General features: G+C 49.5%; 24 protein-coding genes and 1 tRNA gene. 22 read left to right on the plus strand and 3 right to left on the minus strand.

The features are described from left to right. Positions 1 to 170: 170 nt before the first annotated feature. The 5 genes from tuf to N4599_RS00560 all read left to right on the plus strand — a co-directional run bounded on the left by tuf (position 171) and on the right by N4599_RS00560 (position 5,147). Positions 171 to 1,361: an elongation factor Tu gene (gene tuf, locus N4599_RS00540; RefSeq protein WP_003711740.1), complete on the plus strand. Its 1,191-nt coding sequence runs from the start codon at positions 171 to 173 to the stop codon at positions 1,359 to 1,361. A gap of 180 nt (positions 1,362 to 1,541) precedes the next feature. Continuing rightward, entirely contained in the window at positions 1,542 to 2,858 is a 1,317-nt protein-coding gene (tig, locus tag N4599_RS00545) for a trigger factor (RefSeq protein ID WP_191363432.1), read from the plus strand. 130 nt (positions 2,859 to 2,988) lie between these two features. Then, positions 2,989 to 4,239, plus strand: a complete 1,251-nt coding sequence (clpX, locus tag N4599_RS00550) for an ATP-dependent Clp protease ATP-binding subunit ClpX (protein ID WP_003715216.1) — start codon at positions 2,989 to 2,991, stop codon at positions 4,237 to 4,239. Between the two features lie 15 nt (positions 4,240 to 4,254). Further along, positions 4,255 to 4,845, plus strand: coding sequence for a ribosome biogenesis GTP-binding protein YihA/YsxC (gene yihA / locus N4599_RS00555; RefSeq protein ID WP_003711715.1), 591 nt, complete (start codon positions 4,255 to 4,257; stop codon positions 4,843 to 4,845). Between the two features lie 2 nt (positions 4,846 to 4,847). Beyond that, positions 4,848 to 5,147: a nucleoside triphosphate pyrophosphohydrolase family protein gene (locus N4599_RS00560; protein ID WP_003711778.1), complete on the plus strand. Its 300-nt coding sequence runs from the start codon at positions 4,848 to 4,850 to the stop codon at positions 5,145 to 5,147. 153 nt (positions 5,148 to 5,300) lie between these two features. On the opposite strand, the gene N4599_RS00565 is transcribed toward N4599_RS00560, so the two are convergent. Further along, positions 5,301 to 5,441 carry an SPJ_0845 family protein gene (locus N4599_RS00565; RefSeq protein ID WP_191363433.1) on the minus strand — a complete coding sequence of 47 codons (141 nt, stop codon included), beginning with the start codon at positions 5,439 to 5,441 and terminating at the stop codon, positions 5,301 to 5,303. 152 nt (positions 5,442 to 5,593) lie between these two features. Here N4599_RS00565 and uvrC point away from each other — a divergent pair, with 152 nt between their 5' ends. The 10 genes from uvrC to N4599_RS00615 all read left to right on the plus strand — a co-directional run bounded on the left by uvrC (position 5,594) and on the right by N4599_RS00615 (position 16,497). Then, positions 5,594 to 7,405: an excinuclease ABC subunit UvrC gene (gene uvrC / locus N4599_RS00570; protein ID WP_003711760.1), complete on the plus strand. Its 1,812-nt coding sequence runs from the start codon at positions 5,594 to 5,596 to the stop codon at positions 7,403 to 7,405. 63 nt (positions 7,406 to 7,468) lie between these two features. Next, entirely contained in the window at positions 7,469 to 8,791 is a 1,323-nt protein-coding gene (gene obgE, locus N4599_RS00575; protein ID WP_191363434.1) for a GTPase ObgE, read from the plus strand. Positions 8,792 to 8,821: 30 nt separating this feature from the next. Further along, positions 8,822 to 9,751, plus strand: coding sequence for a ribonuclease Z (gene rnz, locus N4599_RS00580; protein WP_191363435.1), 930 nt, complete (start codon positions 8,822 to 8,824; stop codon positions 9,749 to 9,751). 12 nt (positions 9,752 to 9,763) lie between these two features. Then, on the plus strand, positions 9,764 to 10,597 hold the full coding sequence (locus N4599_RS00585; RefSeq protein ID WP_191363436.1) for an SDR family NAD(P)-dependent oxidoreductase: 834 nt from the start codon (positions 9,764 to 9,766) through the stop codon (positions 10,595 to 10,597). 61 nt (positions 10,598 to 10,658) lie between these two features. Continuing rightward, entirely contained in the window at positions 10,659 to 12,977 is a 2,319-nt protein-coding gene (gene recJ / locus N4599_RS00590; protein ID WP_191363437.1) for a single-stranded-DNA-specific exonuclease RecJ, read from the plus strand. A 17-nt stretch (positions 12,978 to 12,994) separates the two neighbouring features. After that, positions 12,995 to 13,513 carry an adenine phosphoribosyltransferase gene (locus N4599_RS00595; protein ID WP_034537415.1) on the plus strand — a complete coding sequence of 173 codons (519 nt, stop codon included), beginning with the start codon at positions 12,995 to 12,997 and terminating at the stop codon, positions 13,511 to 13,513. Between the two features lie 73 nt (positions 13,514 to 13,586). Then, positions 13,587 to 14,183 (plus strand): hypothetical protein, encoded by a 597-nt coding sequence (locus N4599_RS00600; protein WP_003711733.1) that lies wholly within the window; start codon positions 13,587 to 13,589, stop codon positions 14,181 to 14,183. A gap of 140 nt (positions 14,184 to 14,323) precedes the next feature. Next, positions 14,324 to 14,412 (plus strand) — tRNA-Ser (locus N4599_RS00605). Positions 14,413 to 14,607: 195 nt separating this feature from the next. Beyond that, positions 14,608 to 15,336: a ribonuclease H family protein gene (locus tag N4599_RS00610; RefSeq protein WP_191363500.1), complete on the plus strand. Its 729-nt coding sequence runs from the start codon at positions 14,608 to 14,610 to the stop codon at positions 15,334 to 15,336. A gap of 3 nt (positions 15,337 to 15,339) precedes the next feature. Continuing rightward, entirely contained in the window at positions 15,340 to 16,497 is a 1,158-nt protein-coding gene (locus tag N4599_RS00615; protein WP_062812541.1) for a hydroxymethylglutaryl-CoA synthase, read from the plus strand. Positions 16,498 to 16,782: 285 nt separating this feature from the next. Here the strand turns inward: N4599_RS00615 and lexA are convergent, their stop codons facing one another. Next, positions 16,783 to 17,406, minus strand: coding sequence for a transcriptional repressor LexA (lexA, locus tag N4599_RS00620; protein WP_003711754.1), 624 nt, complete (start codon positions 17,404 to 17,406; stop codon positions 16,783 to 16,785). Between the two features lie 319 nt (positions 17,407 to 17,725). Here lexA and N4599_RS00625 point away from each other — a divergent pair, with 319 nt between their 5' ends. Then, positions 17,726 to 17,977 carry a DUF896 domain-containing protein gene (locus N4599_RS00625; protein WP_191363501.1) on the plus strand — a complete coding sequence of 84 codons (252 nt, stop codon included), beginning with the start codon at positions 17,726 to 17,728 and terminating at the stop codon, positions 17,975 to 17,977. Positions 17,978 to 18,051: 74 nt separating this feature from the next. Further along, complete coding sequence (locus N4599_RS00630; protein WP_003711776.1) at positions 18,052 to 18,279, plus strand: YneF family protein; 228 nt, start codon at positions 18,052 to 18,054, stop codon at positions 18,277 to 18,279. A gap of 93 nt (positions 18,280 to 18,372) precedes the next feature. On the opposite strand, the gene N4599_RS00635 is transcribed toward N4599_RS00630, so the two are convergent. Beyond that, entirely contained in the window at positions 18,373 to 19,011 is a 639-nt protein-coding gene (locus N4599_RS00635) for a lysophospholipid acyltransferase family protein (protein WP_260902432.1), read from the minus strand. Positions 19,012 to 19,094: 83 nt separating this feature from the next. Between N4599_RS00635 and N4599_RS00640 the strand changes: the two genes are divergently transcribed. From N4599_RS00640 to pyrH, 5 genes are all read left to right on the plus strand, one after another. After that, on the plus strand, positions 19,095 to 19,856 hold the full coding sequence (locus tag N4599_RS00640) for a tRNA1(Val) (adenine(37)-N6)-methyltransferase (RefSeq protein WP_191363503.1): 762 nt from the start codon (positions 19,095 to 19,097) through the stop codon (positions 19,854 to 19,856). Continuing rightward, positions 19,843 to 20,148, plus strand: a complete 306-nt coding sequence (locus N4599_RS00645; protein WP_003711775.1) for a GIY-YIG nuclease family protein — start codon at positions 19,843 to 19,845, stop codon at positions 20,146 to 20,148. The genes N4599_RS00640 and N4599_RS00645 overlap by 14 nt, the downstream gene beginning before the upstream one ends. 170 nt (positions 20,149 to 20,318) lie before the next feature. Beyond that, positions 20,319 to 21,107 (plus strand): 30S ribosomal protein S2, encoded by a 789-nt coding sequence (rpsB, locus tag N4599_RS00650; protein WP_003711718.1) that lies wholly within the window; start codon positions 20,319 to 20,321, stop codon positions 21,105 to 21,107. Between the two features lie 107 nt (positions 21,108 to 21,214). Further along, entirely contained in the window at positions 21,215 to 22,090 is an 876-nt protein-coding gene (gene tsf, locus N4599_RS00655; protein ID WP_003711757.1) for a translation elongation factor Ts, read from the plus strand. A gap of 73 nt (positions 22,091 to 22,163) precedes the next feature. Continuing rightward, positions 22,164 to 22,886, plus strand: coding sequence for a UMP kinase (gene pyrH / locus N4599_RS00660; protein ID WP_003711736.1), 723 nt, complete (start codon positions 22,164 to 22,166; stop codon positions 22,884 to 22,886). Position 22,887: the final 1 nt, after the last annotated feature.

The raw sequence follows: 22,887 nt of genomic DNA on the forward strand, positions 1-22,887 counted from the left end.
TTTACAAATGCGGCAAGAGTTGATATGATATTTAAGAATTCTTCTTCAAGCCTTTGATATAAAAGCTTTCAATTGGCGAAAAGAAGTAGTACAATAACTATAAGGGTGTGTCAGTCATTTCTATGAAAGGACTGGCATTATACTTGTAAATTATCAGGAGGTTTTCATTAATGGCTGAAAAAGAACATTATGAACGTACAAAGCCCCATGTAAACATTGGTACTATTGGCCACGTTGACCATGGGAAGACTACTCTGACTGCTGCTATCACTAAGGTATTGGCAGCTAAGGGTCTTGCAAAGGCAGAAGATTACGCTGATATCGATGCTGCTCCAGAAGAAAAGGAACGTGGTATCACTATCAACACTGCCCACGTTGAATACGAAACTGAAAAGCGTCACTACGCACACATCGATGCGCCAGGTCACGCCGACTACGTTAAGAACATGATCACTGGTGCCGCACAAATGGATGGTGCTATCTTGGTTGTTGCCGCAACTGATGGTCCTATGCCACAAACCCGTGAACACATTCTTCTTGCTCGTCAGGTTGGTGTTCAATACATCGTTGTCTTCTTAAACAAGACTGACTTGGTTGACGATGACGAATTGGTTGACTTGGTTGAAATGGAAGTACGTGACCTTCTTAGCGAATACGATTTCCCTGGTGACGATATTCCGGTTGTTCGTGGTTCCGCCCTCAAGGCTCTTGAAGGTGACCCAGAACAAGAAAAGGTTATCCTTCACTTGATGGATGTTGTTGATGACTACATTCCAACTCCAAAGCGTCCTACTGACAAGCCATTCATGATGCCTGTCGAAGACGTCTTCACTATCACTGGTCGTGGTACTGTTGCTTCTGGTCGTATCGACCGTGGTACTGTTAAGGTCGGTGACGAAGTTGAAATCGTTGGTTTGACTGAAGATGTTCTGAAGTCAACCGTTACTGGTCTGGAAATGTTCCACAAGACTCTTGACCTTGGTGAAGCCGGGGACAACGTTGGTGTTCTTCTTCGTGGTATTTCTCACGACCAAGTTCAACGTGGTCAAGTTCTTGCTGAACCAGGTTCGATCCAAACTCACAAGAACTTCAAGGGTGAAGTTTATGTTATGACTAAGGAAGAAGGGGGCCGTCACACGCCGTTCTTCTCCAACTACCGTCCACAGTTCTACTTCCACACTACTGATGTTACTGGTACGATTGAATTACCAGATGGTGTAGAAATGGTTATGCCTGGTGATAACGTAACGTTCACTGTTAACTTACAAAAGCCAGTTGCCCTTGAAAAGGGTCTGAAGTTCACCATCCGTGAAGGTGGACACACTGTTGGTGCCGGTGTGGTATCAGAAGTCTTAGACTAATTTTCAATTAGGCAAATTCAAGAGGTTGGGGCTCATCCCCAGCCTCTTTTTCTTTTAATTTGGGTCGGGAGAAAGCCGTCAATTGGTTGCAATTGCTTGGCCTGTAAGGTAAACTAATAAAGTATGTAAAGACCTGCCTGTAAGGTAAGGATCAAATTGATTGTTATTGGAGGAAATAAAATGTCAGCAAAATGGGAACGCGATAGCGATGCCAGCAAAGGGACATTAACGTTTGATATTGATGTCGACACGATTAAGAAGGGAATTGACGAAGCCTTTGTCGAAACCCGGAAGAAGATTACGGTTCCAGGTTTCCGGAAGGGCCGTGTTCCTCGCCAAATCTTCAACCAAATGTACGGTGAAGAATCCCTTTACCAAGATGCTTTAAACAAGGTCTTGCCAGACGCTTACAGCGCTGCTGTTAAGGAAACTGGAATCAAGCCGGTTGACCAACCAAGTATCGATATTAAGAGCATGGAAAAGGGTCAACCATGGACACTGACTGCCGAAGTTGCGGTTGAACCTGAAGTTAAACTTGGTGACTACAAGGGAATGGAAGTTCCTGAACAAGACACGACCGTTAGTGATGCTGACGTTGACTCTGAAATTGAAAAGAAGCGCCAACAACAAGCGGAATTAGTTTTGAAAGATGAGGACCAGGCTGCTGCTAATGGCGATACTGTCGTTATCGACTACGAAGGTAGCGTTGATGGCGAAAAGTTCGATGGCGGTTCTGCTAACAACTACTCATTGGAACTGGGTTCTGGCTCATTCATTCCCGGCTTTGAAGATCAGTTAGTTGGTCACAAGTCCGGTGATGACGTTGACGTTAAGGTAACCTTCCCAGAAGACTACCACGCTAAGGAATTGGCCGGCAAGGACGCTCTTTTCAAGGTTAAGGTTCACGAAATCAAGGAAAAGCAACTGCCAGAGCTTGACGATGACTTTGCCAAGGACGTTGACGAAGATGTTGATACCCTTGATGAGTTGAAAGACAAGACTCGCAAGCAATTGCAAGAACAAAAGGACAACCAAGCCAAGGGCGCGATTGAAGATGCTGCCATCGAAAAGGCAGTTGCTAACGCTGAAATCGAAGATATCCCACAAGCAATGCTGGATGAAGACACTAACCGGCAAATGCAGCAATACTTAGCTGGGATGCAGCAACAGGGAATCAGTCCGCAAATGTACTTCCAAATTACTGGTACGAAGGAAGATGACCTGAAGAAGCAATTTGCTAACGACGCTGCACAGCGGGTCAAGACCAACCTGGTTCTGGAAGCCATTGTTGACGATGCTAAGCTGGAAGCTAGCGAAGACGAAATCAAGGATGAAATCAAGGACCTGGCAAAGCAATACGGCATGGAAGAAGATGCAGTGGAAAAGGCATTGTCTAAGGATATGCTGAGCCACGACATCAAGATCAAGAAGGCCGTTGACTTAGTTGCTGATTCTGCAAAGCAGGTTAAGGCAGACGACAAGAAGACTGACAAGTAAGATTTAGTCGGTCTTAGTAGTGAGAAAAGCTCAATCACGCGGTTGAGCTTTTTTTATTGGAGAACAGAATATTCGAATTCGGACTAGAATTCTGGTATGATTATTCCATAAGTTTAGAGGAGGTTCATGAATGTTGGAAGATACCACGAGAACGGATACCATCCACTGTTCGTTTTGCGGAAAGTCGCAAGATGAAGTGAAAAAGATTGTCGCTGGTCCCGGGGTCTACATTTGCAATGAATGTGTTGACCTCTGCCAGGAGATCATCAAACAGGAACTGGCTGAAGATAGTGCTAAGCAAACCTTCCGCGTGCCCACTCCAGCAGAAATCGTTGGTGAATTAGATGACTACGTAATTGGTCAGGCCGACGCTAAAAAGACACTGGCGGTAGCGGTTTACAACCACTATAAGCGGGTTAACGCCATGATGACGGGGGAAAATGACGAGACAGAATTACAGAAGAGCAATATTGCTGTAATCGGGCCGACTGGTTCAGGGAAGACCTACCTGGCACAATCGCTTGCCCGGATTCTCAACGTGCCTTTTGCAATCGCCGACGCCACGACCCTGACTGAAGCCGGTTACGTCGGCGAAGACGTCGAAAACATTATCCTAAAGCTGCTCCAGGCGGCGGATTTTGATGTGGAACGGGCCGAAAAGGGAATTATCTACATTGATGAAATTGATAAGATTGCGAAGAAGAGCGAGAATGTTTCAATTACCCGGGATGTTTCTGGTGAGGGGGTTCAGCAGGCCCTGCTGAAGATCCTGGAAGGAACGGTTGCTAACGTTCCGCCACAGGGGGGCCGGAAGCACCCACAGCAAGAATTTATCCAGGTGGATACCAGCAACATCCTCTTTATCGTCGGCGGGGCGTTCGACGGAATAGAGAATATTGTCAAGGAACGGATTGGTGAAAAGACGATTGGTTTTGGCACCAGCAGCTCTGCACGGGATAACATTACCGAAAAGAACATTTTACAGCACGTGATTCCAGAAGACCTGCTCAAGTTCGGCTTGATTCCGGAGTTTATCGGTCGGTTGCCAGTCATGACGGCCCTGCAGAAGTTAGATGAGCAGGACCTGATTCGGATCCTGACAGAGCCGAAGAATGCCCTGGTAAAGCAATATCAGGAACTGATTAAGCTGGACGGCAGCGAACTAAGCTTTACTGATGGCGCCCTGCGCGCGATGGCTGAACTGGCAATTAAGCGGAATACCGGAGCACGGGGACTCCGGTCGATCATTGAAGAGGTCATGCAGGATGTGATGTTTGACCTGCCAAGTCGTGAAGACGTTGCCAAGGTGGTAATCGGGAAGCGGTGCGTTACTGACCACGCCGAGCCTAAGTACGTATTAAAGGACCAGCAGGCGTCATAGCCGGGGAGTTTTTCAATGGAAGTTCATAATGTTGATTTAACAATTAGTGCGGTGCGGCCGGACCAGTATCCGAAGACCAACTATCCAGAAGTGGCCCTGGTGGGGCGGTCAAATGTTGGAAAATCATCGTTAACCAACGTGTTGATTAACCGGCGGAATTTTGCTCATACTTCTAGTCAGCCGGGGAAAACGCAGACTTTAAACTTCTACGCGGTTGAGGATCAGCTGTACTTTGTCGATGTCCCGGGTTACGGCTACGCCAAGGTTTCTAAAAAGGAGCGGGAACGCTTCGGCCAGATGATTGAGCAGTATTTAACCCAACGGGATCAGCTGCGGGGCGCAATTTTACTGGTTGATGGCCGGCACGCACCGACAGCGGATGATGTTAGTATGTACCAATGGTTGCAGTACTACCATATTCCGACCCTGGTGGTGGCTACCAAAATTGATAAGGTCAAGGGGAATACCTGGAACCGCCAGGAAAGCCTGATTAAAAAGACGCTGGGGCTGGCGGCTGGTGACCAGCTAGTCCTTTTCTCAGCAGTGAACAAGACGGGGAAGGACGCTGTCTGGCAGTGGATTGATGAACGAACGGGGATGAAGTAACGGTGGATTTTAATGAATACCAAAACGCGGCGAAGCGCACCTTGTATGGAAACGAGCAGGTATTGACTAACTGCGCCCTCGGCTTAGCGGGGGAGTCCGGTCAGGTAGTTGACCTGGTGAAGAATTACGTCTTCCGGGGACAAAAGCTGAGCCGCCAGGAATTAGTCCACGAGATGGGAGATGTCTTGTGGTACTTATCGCAAGTCGCGGAATGGGCAGATATTCCGTTTGAAGAGGTTGCTAAGGCTAACATTGCCGAGCTCAACCGTCGCTACCCAGCTGGGTTTAAAAAGCAAAACTAAAGGGAGAGCACGGGACGAAGATTAGGCGGGCTTCGTTTCCGTGTCCCTTCCGGCTAGTCACAAAAGGACCATCAAGTTCGGCAATGCGAATTTGATGGCCCTTTTAGCGTTCATAAAAAATAGGGGAGTTGCTTTTCTCCCCCTGTTACTAGGTTACTTGTTCTTCTCGTCTTGTTTATCGGCTGACTTTTCTTGATCCTTAGCTGGTTTTTTAGCCGGCTTCTTCTTTGGGTCAATCGCAAATTGGTCGAAAAGGCGGTCTAGTTGTTCGCTTCTCCTGGTTACTAAGCCCATTCTTATCGCTCCCTTGGTTAATATTCAGAACATCATAGCATAGCGCTTCCCCGGTTTGCAAGGAAAATCCTGGGAAAGTAGAACGGATTCTTTGCGTTGCTAGCGCGTTTTCCGATATAATATTATACTAGCATTTATCACGGAGGGTTACGATGGCAAGCGAATATCTTGAACATAAGTTAGCTTTATTGCCGGATAAGCCCGGCTGCTATTTAATGAAAAATATCAATGGGCAAATTATTTACGTTGGTAAGGCCAAGAACCTCAAGAACCGGGTGCGTTCGTACTTTAAGAGTTCACACACCGGGAAGGTCGCCAAGATGGTTTCAGAAGTAGCCGATTTTGAAACCATTGTGACTTCAACCAATAAGGAGTCGTTCCTGCTCGAAATTACGCTGATTCAGAAACACCAGCCCTACTTTAACATTAAGTTAAAGCGGGGGACCGGCTATCCCTACATTAAAATTACTAATGAGCGCGACCCCCAGATAAAGATCACGGGAAAAATCAAAAAGGATGGTGCCTACTACTTTGGCCCCTATCCTAACGTGTACGCTGCGGAAGAAACGGTCCACTTTATACAAAAGGTGTACCCTTTACGGCGGTGCAATGGCTTTCAGGGGCGTCCCTGCCTGTATTACCACATGGGACAATGCCTGGGGGCCTGTTTTAAGGAAGTTCCGCCAGCCGAGTACGCGGCCCAAATTAAGCGGATTAAGTCTTTCCTTAATGGCAATACCGCAAATGTGAAGAAGCACTTGCTGGCAAGGATGAACAAGGCCGCTAGTGATCTAGAGTACGAACGGGCTGCCGAAATTCGTGACCAGCTCCACTATATTGAGGTCACGGTGGAAAAGCAGAAGATCATTTCGAATGATAAAACCCCACGTGACCTCTTTAATTTCTACATGGACAAGGGCTGGCTGTCGATTCAGATCTTCTTTATCCGCCAGGCCCGGCTGATGAAGCGGGAAAAGCGGCTGTTCCCAATTGTTGATACGGCGGTCGAGGAAATGACCAGTTTTATTCTCCAATTTTATAACAGGCGCAATAACATCCTTCCCCGGGAGCTCCTCCTCCCCGCTGGTCTTCCCAATAAAGAAATCAGCGAAATCCTGGGGATCCCAGTTCGGACACCTGAGCGGGGGGAGAAGCGCGACCTGCTCGCAATGGCGGCCGAAAACGCGCGACTGACCCTTGATGAAAAGTTCCGGCTGCTGGAAATGGATAAGGGCAAGACTACCGGCGCGATGAAGGAGATCACAGACGCCCTGGGGTTGCCGGTGGGGCATAAAATCGAAGCCTTTGACCATTCTCATATTCAGGGAGCCGACCCAGTCAGCGCGATGGTTGTCTTCGTTGATGGCGAGCCCGCAAAGAAGCTCTACCGCAAGTATAAGCTCAAGACGGTAGTTGACCATGCGGATGAAGCTGCTAGTACCCGGGAAGTCATTCGGCGGCGTTATGGACGGCTCTTGAGGGAGAATAAACCGATGCCGGACATGATTTTTATGGATGGCGGTGACATCCAGATGAACGCGGTTAAGGATGTGCTTGAAAACGAACTGGGCTTGGATATTCCAGTCGTGGGGATGGTCAAGAATGACAAGCACAAGACGGCGGACCTATTGTTTGGGAGCGAAGATGCCCACGTTAACCTTGACCCCCGCAGTCAGGGCTTCTACCTTGTTCAGCGGATTCAGGACGAGGTGCACCGGTTTGCAATTACCTATCACCGGAGCGTCCACACGAAGCATTCCCTGAGTTCCCGCCTGGATGAGATCAAGGGAGTCGGGCCACGAACCCGGACAAAACTGCTCAAGAAGTACGGCTCGGTGACCAAAATTGCCCAGGCACCGGTGGAAGAGATTCATGCGCTGGGGATCAATAGACCGACCGCCCAGTTGATTAAGGTTTCCCTCCAAAAAAACGCCGAAGTCGCGAAGGGGAGCAGTCACGATTGATTTTGACGCCCCCTCTTTTTTCCAATATACTAGAGATAAGACAATAGAACGGAGAAAATCATCATGAATACCTTTGTTGATCAAATTAAGATAGAAGCGCATGCCGGAAAGGGCGGCGATGGGATGGTCGCCTTTCGGCGGGAAAAGTACGTTCCTAATGGCGGCCCAGCCGGAGGGGACGGTGGCCATGGTGGCAGCATCGTTTTGAAAGTTGATGAAGGCCTGCGTACGCTGATGGACTTTCGTTATCACCGGATTTTTAAGGCGAAAAATGGTGGGAACGGGATGAACAAGCAGATGACCGGTCCGAGTGCGCCGGACACGGTAATTGCGGTTCCTCAGGGCACAACCGTCCGCGACCTCGATACCGGCCAGATTATCGGGGACCTGGTTGAAAACGGCCAGGAGCTGGTAATCGCCCAGGGCGGCCGGGGCGGCCGGGGAAACATTCACTTTGCGAGTGCCAAGAATCCGGCCCCCGAAATCGCTGAAAATGGGGAGCCGGGAGAAGACCGCTACCTAGAACTAGAATTGAAGATGTTGGCTGACGTGGGGCTCATCGGTTTCCCTTCGGTGGGGAAGTCGACCTTACTGTCAGTAGTCACGGGTGCTAAGCCGAAGATTGCCGCCTACGAGTTCACCACCCTGGTACCAAACCTGGGAATGGTGATGCTCCCGGATGGGCGGGATTTTGCCATGGCTGATATGCCCGGATTGATTGAGGGTGCTTCAAAGGGAATTGGTCTCGGCCTTAAATTCCTGCGGCACATCGAACGGACACGGGTGCTACTCCACCTGGTTGACATGAGCAGTGAGGACGAAAACCAGGCCATCGAGCGCTACCGGCAAATTAACCAGGAGTTGGCAAATTACGATCCAGAGCTCTTGAAGCGGCCGCAAATTGTCGTTGCAACGAAGATGGATCTGCCAAATGCTGAAAAGAACCTGGCCGTGTTCCAAAAACAGCTGGCTACGGATAAGAGCCTGGAAAAACAGCCGGCAATTTTCCCGATTTCGGCAGTTACGCACCAGGGGGTCCAAAAGTTGATGCAGCTGACCGCCGACCTGCTTGACCAGACGCCGGTGTTTGATAGCGAAAGCCACGATGAACAATTGACTCCTGAGTATGAAGCAGCGGGGAAGAAATTCCAGGACGCGCAGGGACCAGACTTTACCATCAGCAAGGATGATGACGGCACATGGGTCCTGGGCGGCGAAAAGTTGCTGCGTCTGTTTGACATGACCGACCTGACCCATGAGCAGAGTCAATTACGCTTCGCACGCCAGATGCGGCAGATGGGAGTCGATGATGCCTTGCGTGAAAAGGGAATTCAGGATGGCGATATGGTTCGAATCCGCAAGTTCGTCTTTGAATTTATCCAGTAATTGAGAGTGAGAAGGTAGGGAAGTTTAATAATGCAACTTGAATTTTTAGGAACCGGCGCTGGGTCACCTAGCAAGCAGCGTAATGTTTCTAGCGTTGCCCTGCGGTTGCTGGAGGAGCGCAATGCTATCTGGCTGTTTGATGTTGGTGAGGCGACGCAGCACCAAATCTTAAACACCACCATCCGCCCACGGAAAATTGAAAAGATTTTTATCACCCACCTGCACGGTGACCATATTTTTGGCCTACCAGGACTATTGAGTTCACGGTCTTTCCAGGGGGGAACCGAACCCTTGACTATTTATGGTCCAGTGGGGATTAAGCGCTTTGTGACGACGGCATTACAAGTTAGCGAGTCCCGTTTGAGCTACCCGCTGCACTTTGTGGAAATTGATCACGAGGGGGAGGTCTTTCACGACCGGGGCTTCACGGTCACTGCCAGAAAGCTGGACCATAAAATTGCTTGCTACGGTTACCGGGTGGTTGAAGCTGACCATCCTGGTGAGCTGCAGGTTGATAAGCTCCGGGCATTGAACATTCCGTCCGGGCCGGTTTATGGGCAACTAAAGGCTGGTAAGGTAGTCACCTTAGCTGATGGACGCACTGTCAATGGGCAGGACTTCATTGGGGCGCCACATAAAGGCCGGATCATTGCCATTTGTGGTGACACCCGCAAGACGGCTAATGCTGTGGAACTAGCGCAGGATGCGGACGTCCTGGTGCATGAAAGTACCTTTGCTAAGGACGAGGCGAAACTCGCCCGCAGCTATTACCACTCGACCAGTTTACAGGCGGCCGAAATTGCAAAACGGGCCGGGGTCAAGCGGTTATTGCTGAACCACATTTCCGCTCGCTATGCCGGCCGGGCTGCCTATCAGCTTGCCTACCAGGTTCGCGATGTTTTCCCGGAGACCCGGGTGGTCAATGATTTTGATGTAGTTGAGATTCCGTTTAATAAATAAGGGGTGGTCGTGATGATGAGGCGAGTAAAGACTTTGCGTTTCTTACGTAATGAAGTCGTGCTGATTACAGGAGGTTCTAGTGGGATTGGTAAGGCCTTAGCACTAGAAGCCGCACGGCGGGGGGCAATCGTTGTTGTGACTGCCCGGAATGAAGAAAAGCTGGAGCAAGTCGCCAAACAGTGTCTCCTGTTATCAGGTCGGCCCGCCTTTGCTTACCGCATGGATGCCACTTCGCCGGATGACATTGACGAGGTCCTTGACAAGATTCAGCACCAGGTCGGTGGAATCGACGTCCTAGTTAATTCGGCTGGCTTGGGTGAGTTTACCCCCGCGGCTAGCCAGTCTTATAAGACAATGAGACAAATGACTGACGTAAACCTGCTGGCATTGATGTACATTAGTCGTTGCGTGGCTCGGCAGATGATGGACCAGGGCTACGGAGCAATTATTAACCTGGGGTCGGCAGACGGTAAGATTCCGACCCCGAATAGTGCGGCTTATTCAGCCAGCAAGGCGGGGGTCATTCAGTTTGATAACGTCTTGCGGATGGAAGTGGCAGACTACGGTGTCCAGGTGCTGACAGTTAATCCAGGACCAGTTAGCACCCCCTTCTTTGAGAAGGCCGACCAGGATGGCAGTTACCGCTCGCACCTGCCGAAGTGGATGTTCATCTCAGCTGATGAGTTAGCTCGCCGGGTATGGAATAATGTTGGCTATAAGACGCGGGAAATTAACGTTCCTGGCTACGTAGCCTACCTGGGCTGGGCCTACCAAGTTTTCCCTGGACTGGGTGACTGGGCGATTAAGAAGTTCTTTGACTTCCAGCAGAACAAAAATGAATTGTAAAGTTGACAGGAGTGGCTTGGTGGTCACGCCTTTCTTATTTTGAGAGAATGTGGGGAAGAAAATGATCGAAGCACGTTATAATTGGCAGGACCAAAGTGCCAAAGTTGATCAACAGGTTGTCCAAACGCTTCAGGATGAATTAGCGATTACTAAAACGATGGCAGTCCTGCTGGCCGAACGGGGGATTGCCGATGTTCAAGCAGCACGGGACTTCCTGAATCCTAGTTTGTCAGCTGTTCATGATCCCCGGCTACTTCATGATATGGATCAGGCAGTCGAGCGGATTGAAACAGCGGTTGCCAATGGCGAAAAGATTACGGTTTATGGTGACTACGACGCGGATGGTATTACCAGCACTGCTGTGATGTATGAAGCCTTGACCAGTATCGGTGCCAATGTTGACTACTATGTTCCTGACCGCTTTAAGGATGGCTATGGGCCGAACCAGGCCGCTTACGATCGAATCATTGCTAACGGGACTAAACTGATTGTCACGGTGGATAACGGGGTGAGTGGCAAGCAAGTGATTGAATCCACCATTGCCCAGGGTGTCGATGTCGTAATCACGGATCACCACGAATTGCCCGCAGAACTGCCGAAAGCAACCGCCATTGTTCACCCCCGTTACCCGGGGAGTAGCTACCCGTTTCCCGACCTTTCCGGTGTGGGGGTAGCGTTTAAACTTGTCTGGGCTCTTCAGGAGGAATTTCCCGAGGAGATGTTGGACCTGCTGGCCATCGGGGAAATCGCAGATGTGGTTAGTGTTACGGATGAAAACCGTGCTTTGATTTCGCTGGGGATTCAAGAGTTGCGGCAGGGGATGCGGCCGGGTCTCCACGCACTGATCAGCTTGGCCGGCGCTAACGAAAGCCAGCTAACGGACCAGGAAATTGGTTTTACCATCGCTCCGCGTTTAAATGCCCTTGGACGGGTGGCAAATGCTAATGCTGGTGTGGAATTGCTGACGACCCTGGATGAAAATCGGGGCCGTGAACTAGCCGAGCAGGTGGAAGCTGCTAACCAAGAACGCCGGCAGCTAGTTGATGATATTATGATCGCTGCTAAAAAACAGGCTTTAAGTCCTGCTAACCAGCAGCGCCCGGTACTCATGTTGGCAGGGCATGGTTGGCACCAAGGAGTGCTGGGAATCGTGGCTAGCCGAATCATGGACGATACCGGCAAGCCGACAATTGTTGCCGGAATTAATGAAGACGAAGAAGTTGCCAAGGCCTCGGGGCGGAGTTTGCCCGGCTTCAACCTTTTTCAGGCATTGGATCAGCACCGGGACTTGTTCACCGCGTTTGGTGGGCACCCGGCCGCCTGTGGCTTGTCCCTGCCTGAGGAGCAGTTAGAAGCTTTACAGGAGGCCTTAGTGGCGGAAGCAGCTGAGCAGGGCTTTACGGGTAAGCAGAAGCAGCCGCTGGCAGTTGCAACTGGGTTAGCGGTTGGCGATGTGACGGAGCAACTTTATCAGCAGCTTCAACAGCTGGGACCGTTTGGACCAGGAAATGATCAGCCCGTCTTCCTGTTCCGTGATGTCCAGCCAACGAATGTGAAGACGATGGGGAAGGATAATAGCCACCTTAAATTTAACCTCAGCCCCCAGTTGGCGGTGGTGGCCTTTAACCAGGGCAACTTGGCACCGCTACTGGCTGGGCAGGGGACCACGGTGGACATGGTTGCAAAACTGAGTATTAATGAGTGGCAGGGCAAGCGTCAGGTTCAGTTGATGCTGGAGGATATTCAAATAACGGGAACGGTTATCTTGGATCGGCGAACGAACCATTTAACACCCCACCATTTTGAGATGCCGGGCTATTACCTGGTTTATAGTGACCGCTTGCGTCAAAACATTGCTCCTCACCTTCCAGCGGGGACTGCAATTTCGCCGGTGGAGGCGGGGAAAATTGACTTCGCCAATGAGCGGCTGACGGTGGTTGATTGTCCGGCCGACTTAGCTGCTTTTAAAGCACTCTTCGCCAATGATAGTGCTGCGCCGGCGATCATCCGTCTCCTGCTCTACGAGGCTAATAGTATTTATTTGGCGGGCTTGCCCACACGGACGGACTTTGCCAGTCTGTACCGCTTCCTCGCCCAGCAGGCCAGCATACAGTGGCCGCAACAACGGTCTGCTGTTAGTCGGTATTTAAGAATCAATGAAGTCCGCTTAAATTTGATGATAAGTGTGTTTTCTGAAGCAGGATTTGTTACAATAAAGGATAGTGTTTTAAACCTGGTTGCTGACGTTCAGAAAACCGATTTAAAACAAACGGATCACTATCAAGCGCGATTAGCTCAATATCAAGCTGAACAGACGCTGCTGTTTAGTGATGCGGGGACGGTGGCTGAATGGGTCAGCCAGTGCCTGAAGAAGAATTAAAGGAGAAAATTTCTGGTATGACTTTAGACCTTTATAAATACGTTGCCAGTATTCCTGATTACCCGGAGAAGGGGATTATTTTTCGGGACATTCTGCCATTAATGGCGAATGGTGAGGCTTATAAGCAGGCAACTGATGAGTTGGTTGATTACGCTAAAAATAAGAATGTCGATATGGTAGTGGGCCCTGAAGCCCGTGGCTTTATTGTCGGGTGCCCGATTGCCCGCGAATTAGGTGTCGGCTTTGCGCCAGCACGGAAGAAGGGGAAGCTCCCCCGCAAGGCAATTAGTGCGAGCTACACTTTAGAGTACAGCACTGCAACCCTGCAGATGGAGGAAGATTCCATTAAGCCTGGTCAACGGGTCCTGGTCGTTGATGACCTGTTGGCAACCGGTGGGACCATCTCCGCGACAATTGAAATGGTTGAAAAGATGGGCGGTATTGTGGTCGGTTGCGCCTTCTTGATCGAGTTGAAAGACTTAAACGGTCGGGAAAAGATTAAGGATTACGATGTCAAGGCGTTGATGGAGTTTTAATAATTGGGGCTGAGGAGTAACTCAGCCTTTTTTAAGTTAAATAGCTGACCTGATTGATTAAAGGAGTTTTGTAATGTTAATTTTAGTAATTTTTGCCGGCTTGACGTTAATCCTCGGCGCGTTTTATTTGACCAATTCCTGGCAGCGGTACCGTGAATGGAAGTCGGGGACGATTATCGTTGTTTTAAGCTTGATTGCGGTCGTTTATGGGGCCATCAATTTGCCGTACTGGAATAGGAGCTCGCAGTCAGGCAGCTCTAGTACGAGCTCATCACAGCAGGTGCAGAGTAGTAGTTTTTCGAACGCCCTTAGCGGGATTAACGGGGCGGCTAACGGCCAGAACCAGCAGATGTCTGTTTTGCGACAATTGCAAAAGGGCTATTCGAAGTTGGGAACGGTTGAATTTCGGGAGGAGGACAACACTTACGTTGTCAAGCCAACGGATGATAATACCGTGAAAGCAATCCAGGCACTGGTTCAGGATCCCAGCCAGGCTAGCCAGATTGGCTGGTCGAACTTAACTGATTCAATCAAGAAGAACTCGGAACAGGTTTCTAAGGCCCTGAACGGGGATTACTCCATCAGCATTGTTAATCCAGATAAGACCAGCCAAGCAGTGTACACCGCAAAGAACGGCCAGACAACTTACGATATTGCTAACCAGAAGTAAAAAGTCAACGTCTTCACAGTTCTATCCAGGCGAACTGTGAAGACGTTTTATTCTGTTATTTTAGTTCGAATTGGCAGAGTTAACTTTTGAGTTTACTATTAGGGGAATTTTTGGTATAGTATAGAAGTTGGAAATTTAATGGAGAGTTGGCAGAGTGGTAATGCACCGGACTCGAAATCCGGCGAACCCGTGTTGAGCGGGCGCGCAGGTTCAAATCCTGTACTCTCCTTTTTTACTACCGTTTAACCACGGTTAAACTTAAAACGTGTAACCGGCTAGGGCGTTGAAGCATCATCGTTCTAGCCGGTTTCTTAATCTTAGCTCATGGTATCCGTTTGCTGGTATTGGCGTGAAAGTTAACTCGGCCTGGTTTCGATAGTATAATATTTAAAATGGCTAGTGAAGAATAAAGGAATTAAGAAGTATGACAAGAAAGTATTATGCGGTAAAAAAGGGACGGCAAACAGGCATTTATACCAGTTGGCCGGAGTGTCAAAAAATGGTCATCGGCTTTCCCGGGGCGGTGTATCGTTCATTCGTTGACCGTCCGGCGGCTGAGAACTGGTTGCACTCCGACCAGGAATCGCAACCACACCGGGGTAATAAGCAGCTGCAATTAAAACTGGACGAGCATTCGTTTGCCCAGCAGGCTCCTGCCACTATCAGCCGGCCGACAATTTTGCTCTATACAGACGGTGGTTCTCGCAATCACGGGAACCAGCTTGGTCAGCACGTCAAAAATGACGATAAGGCTGCCTGGGCGTACCTGATTGAACGCCGGGGTCACCAGTACACCGGAACCGACGGCGAGTTTGGGGCAACCAACAATAAGATGGAACTGACGGCCCTGTTAACGGCACTTCAGACGATTAAGGCACACCACTGGCAAGATGAGCTGATTAGTGCGACCCTGGATTCACACTATGTCTTGGATCCCATTACTAGGGGCTGGCTCTACGGCTGGCAGCGGCGGGACTGGAAAACTTCTACCGGTAAGCCGGTCGCCAACAAGGCGCTCTGGCAGGAATTGCTGAAAATCCTTCCCCAGTTTACGCACCTTCACTTTAAGTGGACCAAGGGCCACGCTGATAACCTCGGGAATAACATAGTTGATGAATTATTAAACACCACGATGGACAAGATGGGAGAATAGGGAATGAAGATTGGAATTGATAAGCTCGCTTTTGCAACTACGGATAAGTACATGGACCTGCGGGAACTAGCAGCTGCCCGCAAGGTTGACCCTGACAAGTACACAATCGGAATTGGCCAGGACCTGCAAGCGGTTGTCCCGCCAACTCAGGATATCGTAACGCTTGCCGCCGCTGCTGCTCAAAAGCTGCTTACGCCAGCAATCGCCAAACGCATTTCGACCGTGATTGTAGCTACGGAATCAGGCATTGATAACTCGAAGGCCGCGGCGATTTACGTAAAGCAGCTGCTGGGACTAGGGGACTTCGTGCGCACAGTAGAATTAAAGGAAGCCTGTTACTCGGCCACCGCGGGTTTGCAGTTTGCACGGGGAATTGTGGCCTTGAACCCGCAGGAAGAAGTGCTGGTCATTGCGGCTGACATTGCCCGTTATGGGTTAAATACACCAGGCGAGGTAACCCAGGGGGCCGGTGCGGTAGCGATGATAGTGAGTCAAAACCCACGGGTCCTGGCAATTGAGGACACCAGCGTCAGCCTGACGAAGGACATTATGGACTTCTGGCGGCCACTATACGCTACCGAAGCCTTCGTTGACGGGAAGTATTCGACTAGTGTCTACATCGACTGCTTCCGGGAAGTCCTAACTAGGTATCAGCAACTAACCGGCCGTCCGCTTGCTGACTTTAGCGCATTGCTTTTCCACCTGCCGTTTACGAAAATGGGCAAGAAGGCCTTAGAGGCAGTGTTAGGCGACCGGGCGGATGCAACTGCTGAGCGCTTTCGCCGGGCACTAGCAGCCAGTCAGGCAGCCTGCCGCCAGGTCGGCAACTTATACACCGGTTCATTATATCTGGCCTTAATGTCCTACCTCCAAAACGGTGAAGCCCAGGCTGGCGACCGGCTTGGACTGTTTAGTTATGGTTCGGGAGCGGAGGGAGAATTCTTTACTGGAATTTTACAGCCCGACTTTGCTGATTATGTATTACCACTTAGCTCAGCCTTGCGGGACCGCCAGCAAGTTTCTGTTGCTGAATATGAGCGTCTTTTCAACCAGCAGCTGGGGATGACTGCGGAAGACGTTAATTTTAGTACAGAAGGCGACTCCGCACCCTTTGTGCTGGCCGGGCAAAAGGATCACCAGCGCCAATATCGGGCTAACTAAGCAAAAAATAGGAGAGGGATAAAACGGTTGCGTTTGGTTGGAAAATCAAACCCAGCCGTTTGCTTTTGCCTGAGCGGCTAGTTGCAAATTAGTTTTAAAAATAACAATGAGGCTGGGAGAAAAGGTTGCTTTCTCACCAGCCTCGTGCTAGTTTTCAATAATTACAAAGGTCACGTGGCAAACCTCCAGGCTGACTTTGTCAAGGTAGGTAATTTGCCGCCGGACGCTAGTCATTCATGTCAGGCAAGGAGGTTATTCCCTATTTTCCCCCGTCTTTTGAGGTGTTTAAAAAATGTTATCCCGGAAAAGGCCAACGACCCGGCCGAGGATTCTAACATTCTTAAGATAAATGGGGTCCATCGTATCATTTTCCGGTTGGAGACGGAAGCGGTCTTTTTCCTTGAAGAACCGCTTGCAGGTGGCCTCGTTGTCCTCGTTCATGGCAATGACAATATCACCGTTTTTGGCGGTTGACTGTTTCCGGACGATCACCTGGTCGCCGTTAAGGATTCCCGCCTTAATCATACTGGTTCCCCGAATGGTCAGCATGTACAGGTCGTTATTATCCTGAATCGATGGTGGGATGGGGAAGTAGTCGGTGGCGTCCTCCACGGCCAGAATTGGCTGTCCGGCGGTAACCACCCCTAGCAAGGGAATCTTTGTCTGCAGGGGCTTTACGCCGAGAAGGTCGAACCCCTTGGGCGTAATTTCCAGTGCCCGGGGCTTGGAGGGGTCTTTTTGGAGGAAACCGCCCTCGATTAGGCGGTTGATGTGTCCATGAACCGTCGACGTGGACGAAAGACCGACCGCACTGCAAATTTCACGCACGGTCGGTGGGTAGCCGTGTTCGGTCACTGCTTTGTGAATATAATTGAGGACCGCTAATTGTTTATTTTTTACTGGCTTCATTATGCCAACACCTCATTAAAAATAGTATTATAATAAAGAATATCATAGTTTGTGCCGAACTTCAAACACACGTTCGCAATTGACAAACTTTGACATTAACTTAAAATGAGAGTGTGCTAGAACCAGCCTGTTTAGTTCGTCGTAGCTGCCTTTGCAAGAATGGTTGCGACATGCAGCAAGTCTATTTTGGGCAACCTGGCTGCGAGTTTGCGCTGCAACACTGTTATTTTTAAACCAGGGGGATTTCACCCCATGTTAAAGCCGACCAGGTTGCTGGATAATTTTCATTTAACTGAATTACGATTGGAGGGTAAAAATTATGGCTGAATCCGCAGAACAAGAAAAGTTATTGAAACGGATCAATGAACTGGCTCACAAAAATAAAAAAGAAGGGTTAACCGAGGCGGAAACACGTGAACGTGAGCGTCTTCGCCGGGAATACATTAAAAACTTCCGGGAAATGATGCGTAGTAACATTGAAATGATGCGTATCTATGATAAAGAGGGCAATGAAGTTACTCCGGAAAAAGTCCGGGAAGTTCAACGTAAAAAGGGCCTGCGTGATGATTAAATTGGATTAGCTCTTTTCAATTTATTAACATTCGTGTAATATGAACAAGTAACTATGCAAAGGGGGAAATACTCGTGGCGACAACAATTGTATGGGCCATTTTAGCCCTATTAGTCGGTCTGCTGGTCGGCTTCTTTGGTGCTCGTAAGTACATGGAAAATTACCTTCGCAACAATCCACCGATTTCTGAGGAAATGCTGCGGACGATGATGCTCCAAATGGGTCAGAAACCATCCAGCCGGAAGTTGCACCAAATGATGCAATCGATGAAGGCCCAGGCTAAAAAAGCTAACACTAAGTAATTTTGACCTGTCCCATAACTAAAAGCAGGCCTCCAGCGTTCGACTTTGCCGAGCGTTGGAGGCCGTTTGTATACTGCGCTATTATATATGGGGTTAGAAGTCGTCGTTCTTTGGCTTGGGGGGCATGACGTATTTGAAATCCGGGTTGATTTGCTGATCGAGCTGGTCGAACGCGGCTTGCATTTGCGCTTCTAGCTGGGCTTGATACTTTTCGTCCAGCTTGGTCTTGCGGTCGACGACGATTGGCTTACCAAATGCAATCTGCCGGGGTTGCCGGGTAAAGAGCTTACCGAACGAGAGTGGTCCCTGGTAGACAGCCGGCACGAGCGGGACGTTTGCCAACTTGGCAATCAGGGTCGCCCCACCCTTGAGCTTCGCTGAATAGCGGGAGCCGCTCGGGAAAATGATGGTCGAGAGGTCCGACTGACGCAACAGCTTGACCGGTTGCTTGATGGCTGATGGGCCCGGGTGTTTTCGGTCTACCGGATAGGCATTGAGCGCCCGCAGGAACTTGGCCGCTAGCGGATTCTTAAAGAGCTCTTTTTTGGCCATGAAGCTGAACTTCTTGGGCCAAACTGCGATTGCGATGAGGATCGGGTCCATCCAGGTCCGGTGTGGGGCGACGATGATGTAATTTCCTTCCGGAAGGTTTTCTCGGTTGTATATTTTAGCCCGCCCGTTAATGAGGGTTAAAAATGGGCTAACGATTTTTACTAAGACGGTGTAAAGCATAGCGATTTCTTCCAATCTTTTTAATTTCTTTGTAAAGTATGACGAAAAATAACGCAACATGCAAGTGGAGGGCGAAAAGTGTCATGAAAAACCAGGCTAACCTATTGAAAGACGATGAGCGAATCGATCAGCTATACAGTAATGATGTGCGGTTAATTCAGAGCCCGAGCTGCTTTGCCTTTTCACTGGACGCGGTCCTGCTCGCTGACTTTGTTCGCCCCAACCAACGGCAACGGCTGCGGACGGTTGACCTCTGTGCCGGCAACGCAGCAATTGGCTTGTTTTTACATGATAAGTTGGGCGGGCAGTTTACCGAAGTGGAACTGCAACCGCGGATTGCGGATATGGCTCGCCGGAGCATCGAATTAAACGGCCTGGCGGAGCGGTACCAGGTTCTCAACCTGGATATTGCGGATGTTTTTTCTGTAATTCCGAAGGACTCCGCCGATGTGGTGCTGTGTAACCCGCCGTATTTTCCGGTGACCGCAAAGAGCCAGAAGAATCCCAACCAGTACTTGGCAATTGCCCGACACGAACTTAAAACCAACTTGGTGACCGTTGCCCGGCAGATGAGCGGCCTGCTAAAAATGAACGGCCACGGTTACCTGGTTCACCGGCCGGACCGGCTAACGGAAATTTTAACGGTCCTCCAGCAAAACCGGCTGGTGCCGAAACGTCTCCGTTTAATTTATCCTAAGCCAGGGCGGGAGGCTAACATGGTGCTGATTGAAGTTATTAAGGACGGCAAGGCTGGGGGCTTGAAGGTTGTCCCACCATTGACGGTCAACGATGCGGCAGGAAATTACCAGTCGGAAGTGAGGAAGCTGTTGTATGGAGAAGAGTAAAGATTACTATATCTACGTTCTCTACTGCGCCGATGACAGCCTTTATTGTGGCTTTACCGATAATGTAGCCCGCCGATTTGCTGCCCACCAGGAGTTTCGAGGAGCCAAGTATACGAAGGTCAAATCCCGCCACCCGTTGCGGCTGGTTTATAGCGAGCGCTTTAGTAGCAAGCACGACGCACTCAGTGCAGAATACCACTTCAAACACCAGTCCCGGCAAAAGAAACTGCTTTACCTGTCGCACCACGGGGTCAACCTGGCTTCCTTCGTGCGGTCACGGAAATTTAACTGATTAGTGGCTGAAAGACTTGTCAAGTACGGGGCTTTTTTGTATACTATTATTCGGTGTTTAATAACATATAACACACCCGTGCCGATAAGTGGGGATGTGCCTAACTTTTGTCAGGTTCCGCACTTAGCTGACGCCCGGGGAGGAAAAAACATTTTGGAGGTATAACACTAATGTCTGTTGTTACTATGAAGCAATTGCTTGAAGCTGGTGTTCACTTCGGTCACCAGACTCGTCGTTGGAACCCAAAGATGGAAGAATACATCTTCACTGAACGTAACGGTATCTACATCATCGACTTACAGAAGACTGTTAAGCTGATTGATACTGCTTACGACTACATGAAGAATGTTGCTGCTGATGGCGGTGTGGTTCTCTTTGTTGGTACCAAGAAGCAAGCTCAAGACTCAATCGAAGAAGAAGCCACTCGTGCTGGTCAATACTACGTTAACCACCGTTGGTTAGGTGGTACCCTGACCAACTGGAAGACAATCCAATCCCGGATTGCTCGTCTGAAGGAATTGAAGAAGATGGCTGAAGACGGGACTTTCGATGTCCTTCCTAAGAAGGAAGTTGCTGTTTTAACTAAGCAACGCGAAAAGTTGGAACGGTTCCTCGGTGGGATCGAAGACATGCCACGGATCCCGGATGTTCTGTTCATCGTTGACCCTCACAAGGAACAAATTGCGGTTAAGGAAGCTCAAAAGCTGCACATTCCAATCGTTGCAATGGTTGACACCAACACCGACCCAGACGACATTGACTACGTTATCCCTTCAAACGATGACGCTATCCGTGCCGTTCGTCTGATCACTTCCAAGATGGCAGATGCAATTGTCGAAGGTAAGCAGGGTCAAGATGATGCTCAACAAGCAGAAGCTGCTGCCGACGAAAACGCCGAAGAAGAAACTGTTAGTGAAGATTCATTGAAGAACCTGAAGAACAGTGTTGAAGGCAAGTAATATAACCGATTAATACTTGGGCTGTTTTGTGTTATGGACCATTGTGGCCCTAAGTACAAACAGCCCTTTTTTAGCAAAGATCTTAAAATTAAAGGAGAGAGTTAGTAATGGCTGAAATCAAAGCTGCTCAAGTTATGCAATTACGTAAGAAGTCCGGTGCCGGCATTATGGATGCTAAGAAGGCCTTAGTTGCCAGCGATGGTGACATGGACAAGGCCATGGATTACCTTCGTGAAAAGGGAATCGCCAAGGCTGCCAAGAAGAGCGACCGGGTTGCTGCCGAAGGGTTAGCAGAAATTGCCGTTAATGGTAATACTGCAGCCATCGTTGAATTGAACTCCGAAACGGACTTCGTTGCGGCTAGTGATCCCTTCAAGGACCTCTTGAAGAAGGTTACTGAATTAATCAGTGAAAACAAGCCAGCTAACGTTGAAGAAGCTCTGGCCATCAAGACTGACAACGGGACTTTGAACGATGACATCATCGCTACTACCCAAAAGACTGGTGAAAAGGTTAGTCTGCGCCGGTTTGCCGTTGTAGAAAAGGATGACGGCGACAGCTTCGGTGCATACCTGCACCAAGGTGGTCAAATTGCTGCCCTGGTTGTTCTGGAAGGTGCTGACGAAGCAACCGCCAAGGACGTTGCAATGCACGTTGCCGCTATTAACCCTGAATTCATGACCCGTGATGACGTTTCCCAAGACCGTTTGGACCACGAACGGGCAATCTTCAAGGAAGAAACGCTCAACGAAGGTAAGCCAGCTAAGATCGTCGACAAGATTGTTGAAGGTCGGTTGAACAAGTTCTTATCCCAAATCTGCCTTGCTGACCAAGAGTTCGTTAAGGATTCCGACAAGACCGTTGCTGAATACGTTAAGGATAACGGCGGGAAGCTGAAGTCCTTCATTCGTTACGAAGTCGGCGAGGGAATCGAAAAGAAGCAAGACGACTTTGCACAAGAAGTTAAGGACCAAATGAACTAAGCGTTCGGTTGGCTACGAAAGGACGTACTGGTGAGTGCGTCCTTTTTTACAAGGTCTGTTAAGGAGGATCACGATGGCAGAGATTAAGTATCAACGAGTTATCCTAAAGCTGAGTGGGGAGGCCCTGGCCGGTGAAAAGGGCTTCGGGATTAACCCGCCGGTTTTACAGGATGTTGCAAAGGAGCTAAAGGCCGTTCATGACAAGGGAGTTCAGATTGCAATCGTTGTCGGTGGCGGTAATATGTGGCGGGGCGTTACTGGCGAACAGCTGGGGATGGAACGCGCCCAGGCCGATTATATCGGGATGCTGGCGACGATTATGAATGCCCTGTCCTTGCAGGATGCCCTGGAATCAATCGGGGTGCCAACCCGGGTTCAAACTTCAATTGAGATGCGGCAGATTGCTGAACCATATATCCGGCGGAAGGCAATCCGCCACCTTGAAAAGGACCGGATTGTGATTTTTGCTGGTGGAACGGGGAGCCCATACTTCTCCACTGATACCACGGCGGCATTGCGGGCTGCGGAAATTAACGCCGACGCAATTTTGATGGGTAAAAACGGGGTCGACGGAGTTTACTCCGCGGATCCCAACCAGGATAGCAGTGCCGTTAAATTTGACGAATTGACCCATATGGACCTGATCGAAAAGGGCCTCCATGTGATGGACACAACTGCCAGTTCATTATCCATGGACAACCACATTCCAATCGTGGTCTTTAATTTGAACACTGCTGGTAACATTATGAAGGTTGTTACTGGCGAGCAAGTCGGAACAACAATTGAGGGGGATTAAC

It is taken from the genome of Limosilactobacillus oris, from assembly GCF_025311495.1.
In the GTDB taxonomy this organism is placed as follows: Bacteria; Bacillota; Bacilli; order Lactobacillales; family Lactobacillaceae; genus Limosilactobacillus; species Limosilactobacillus oris_A.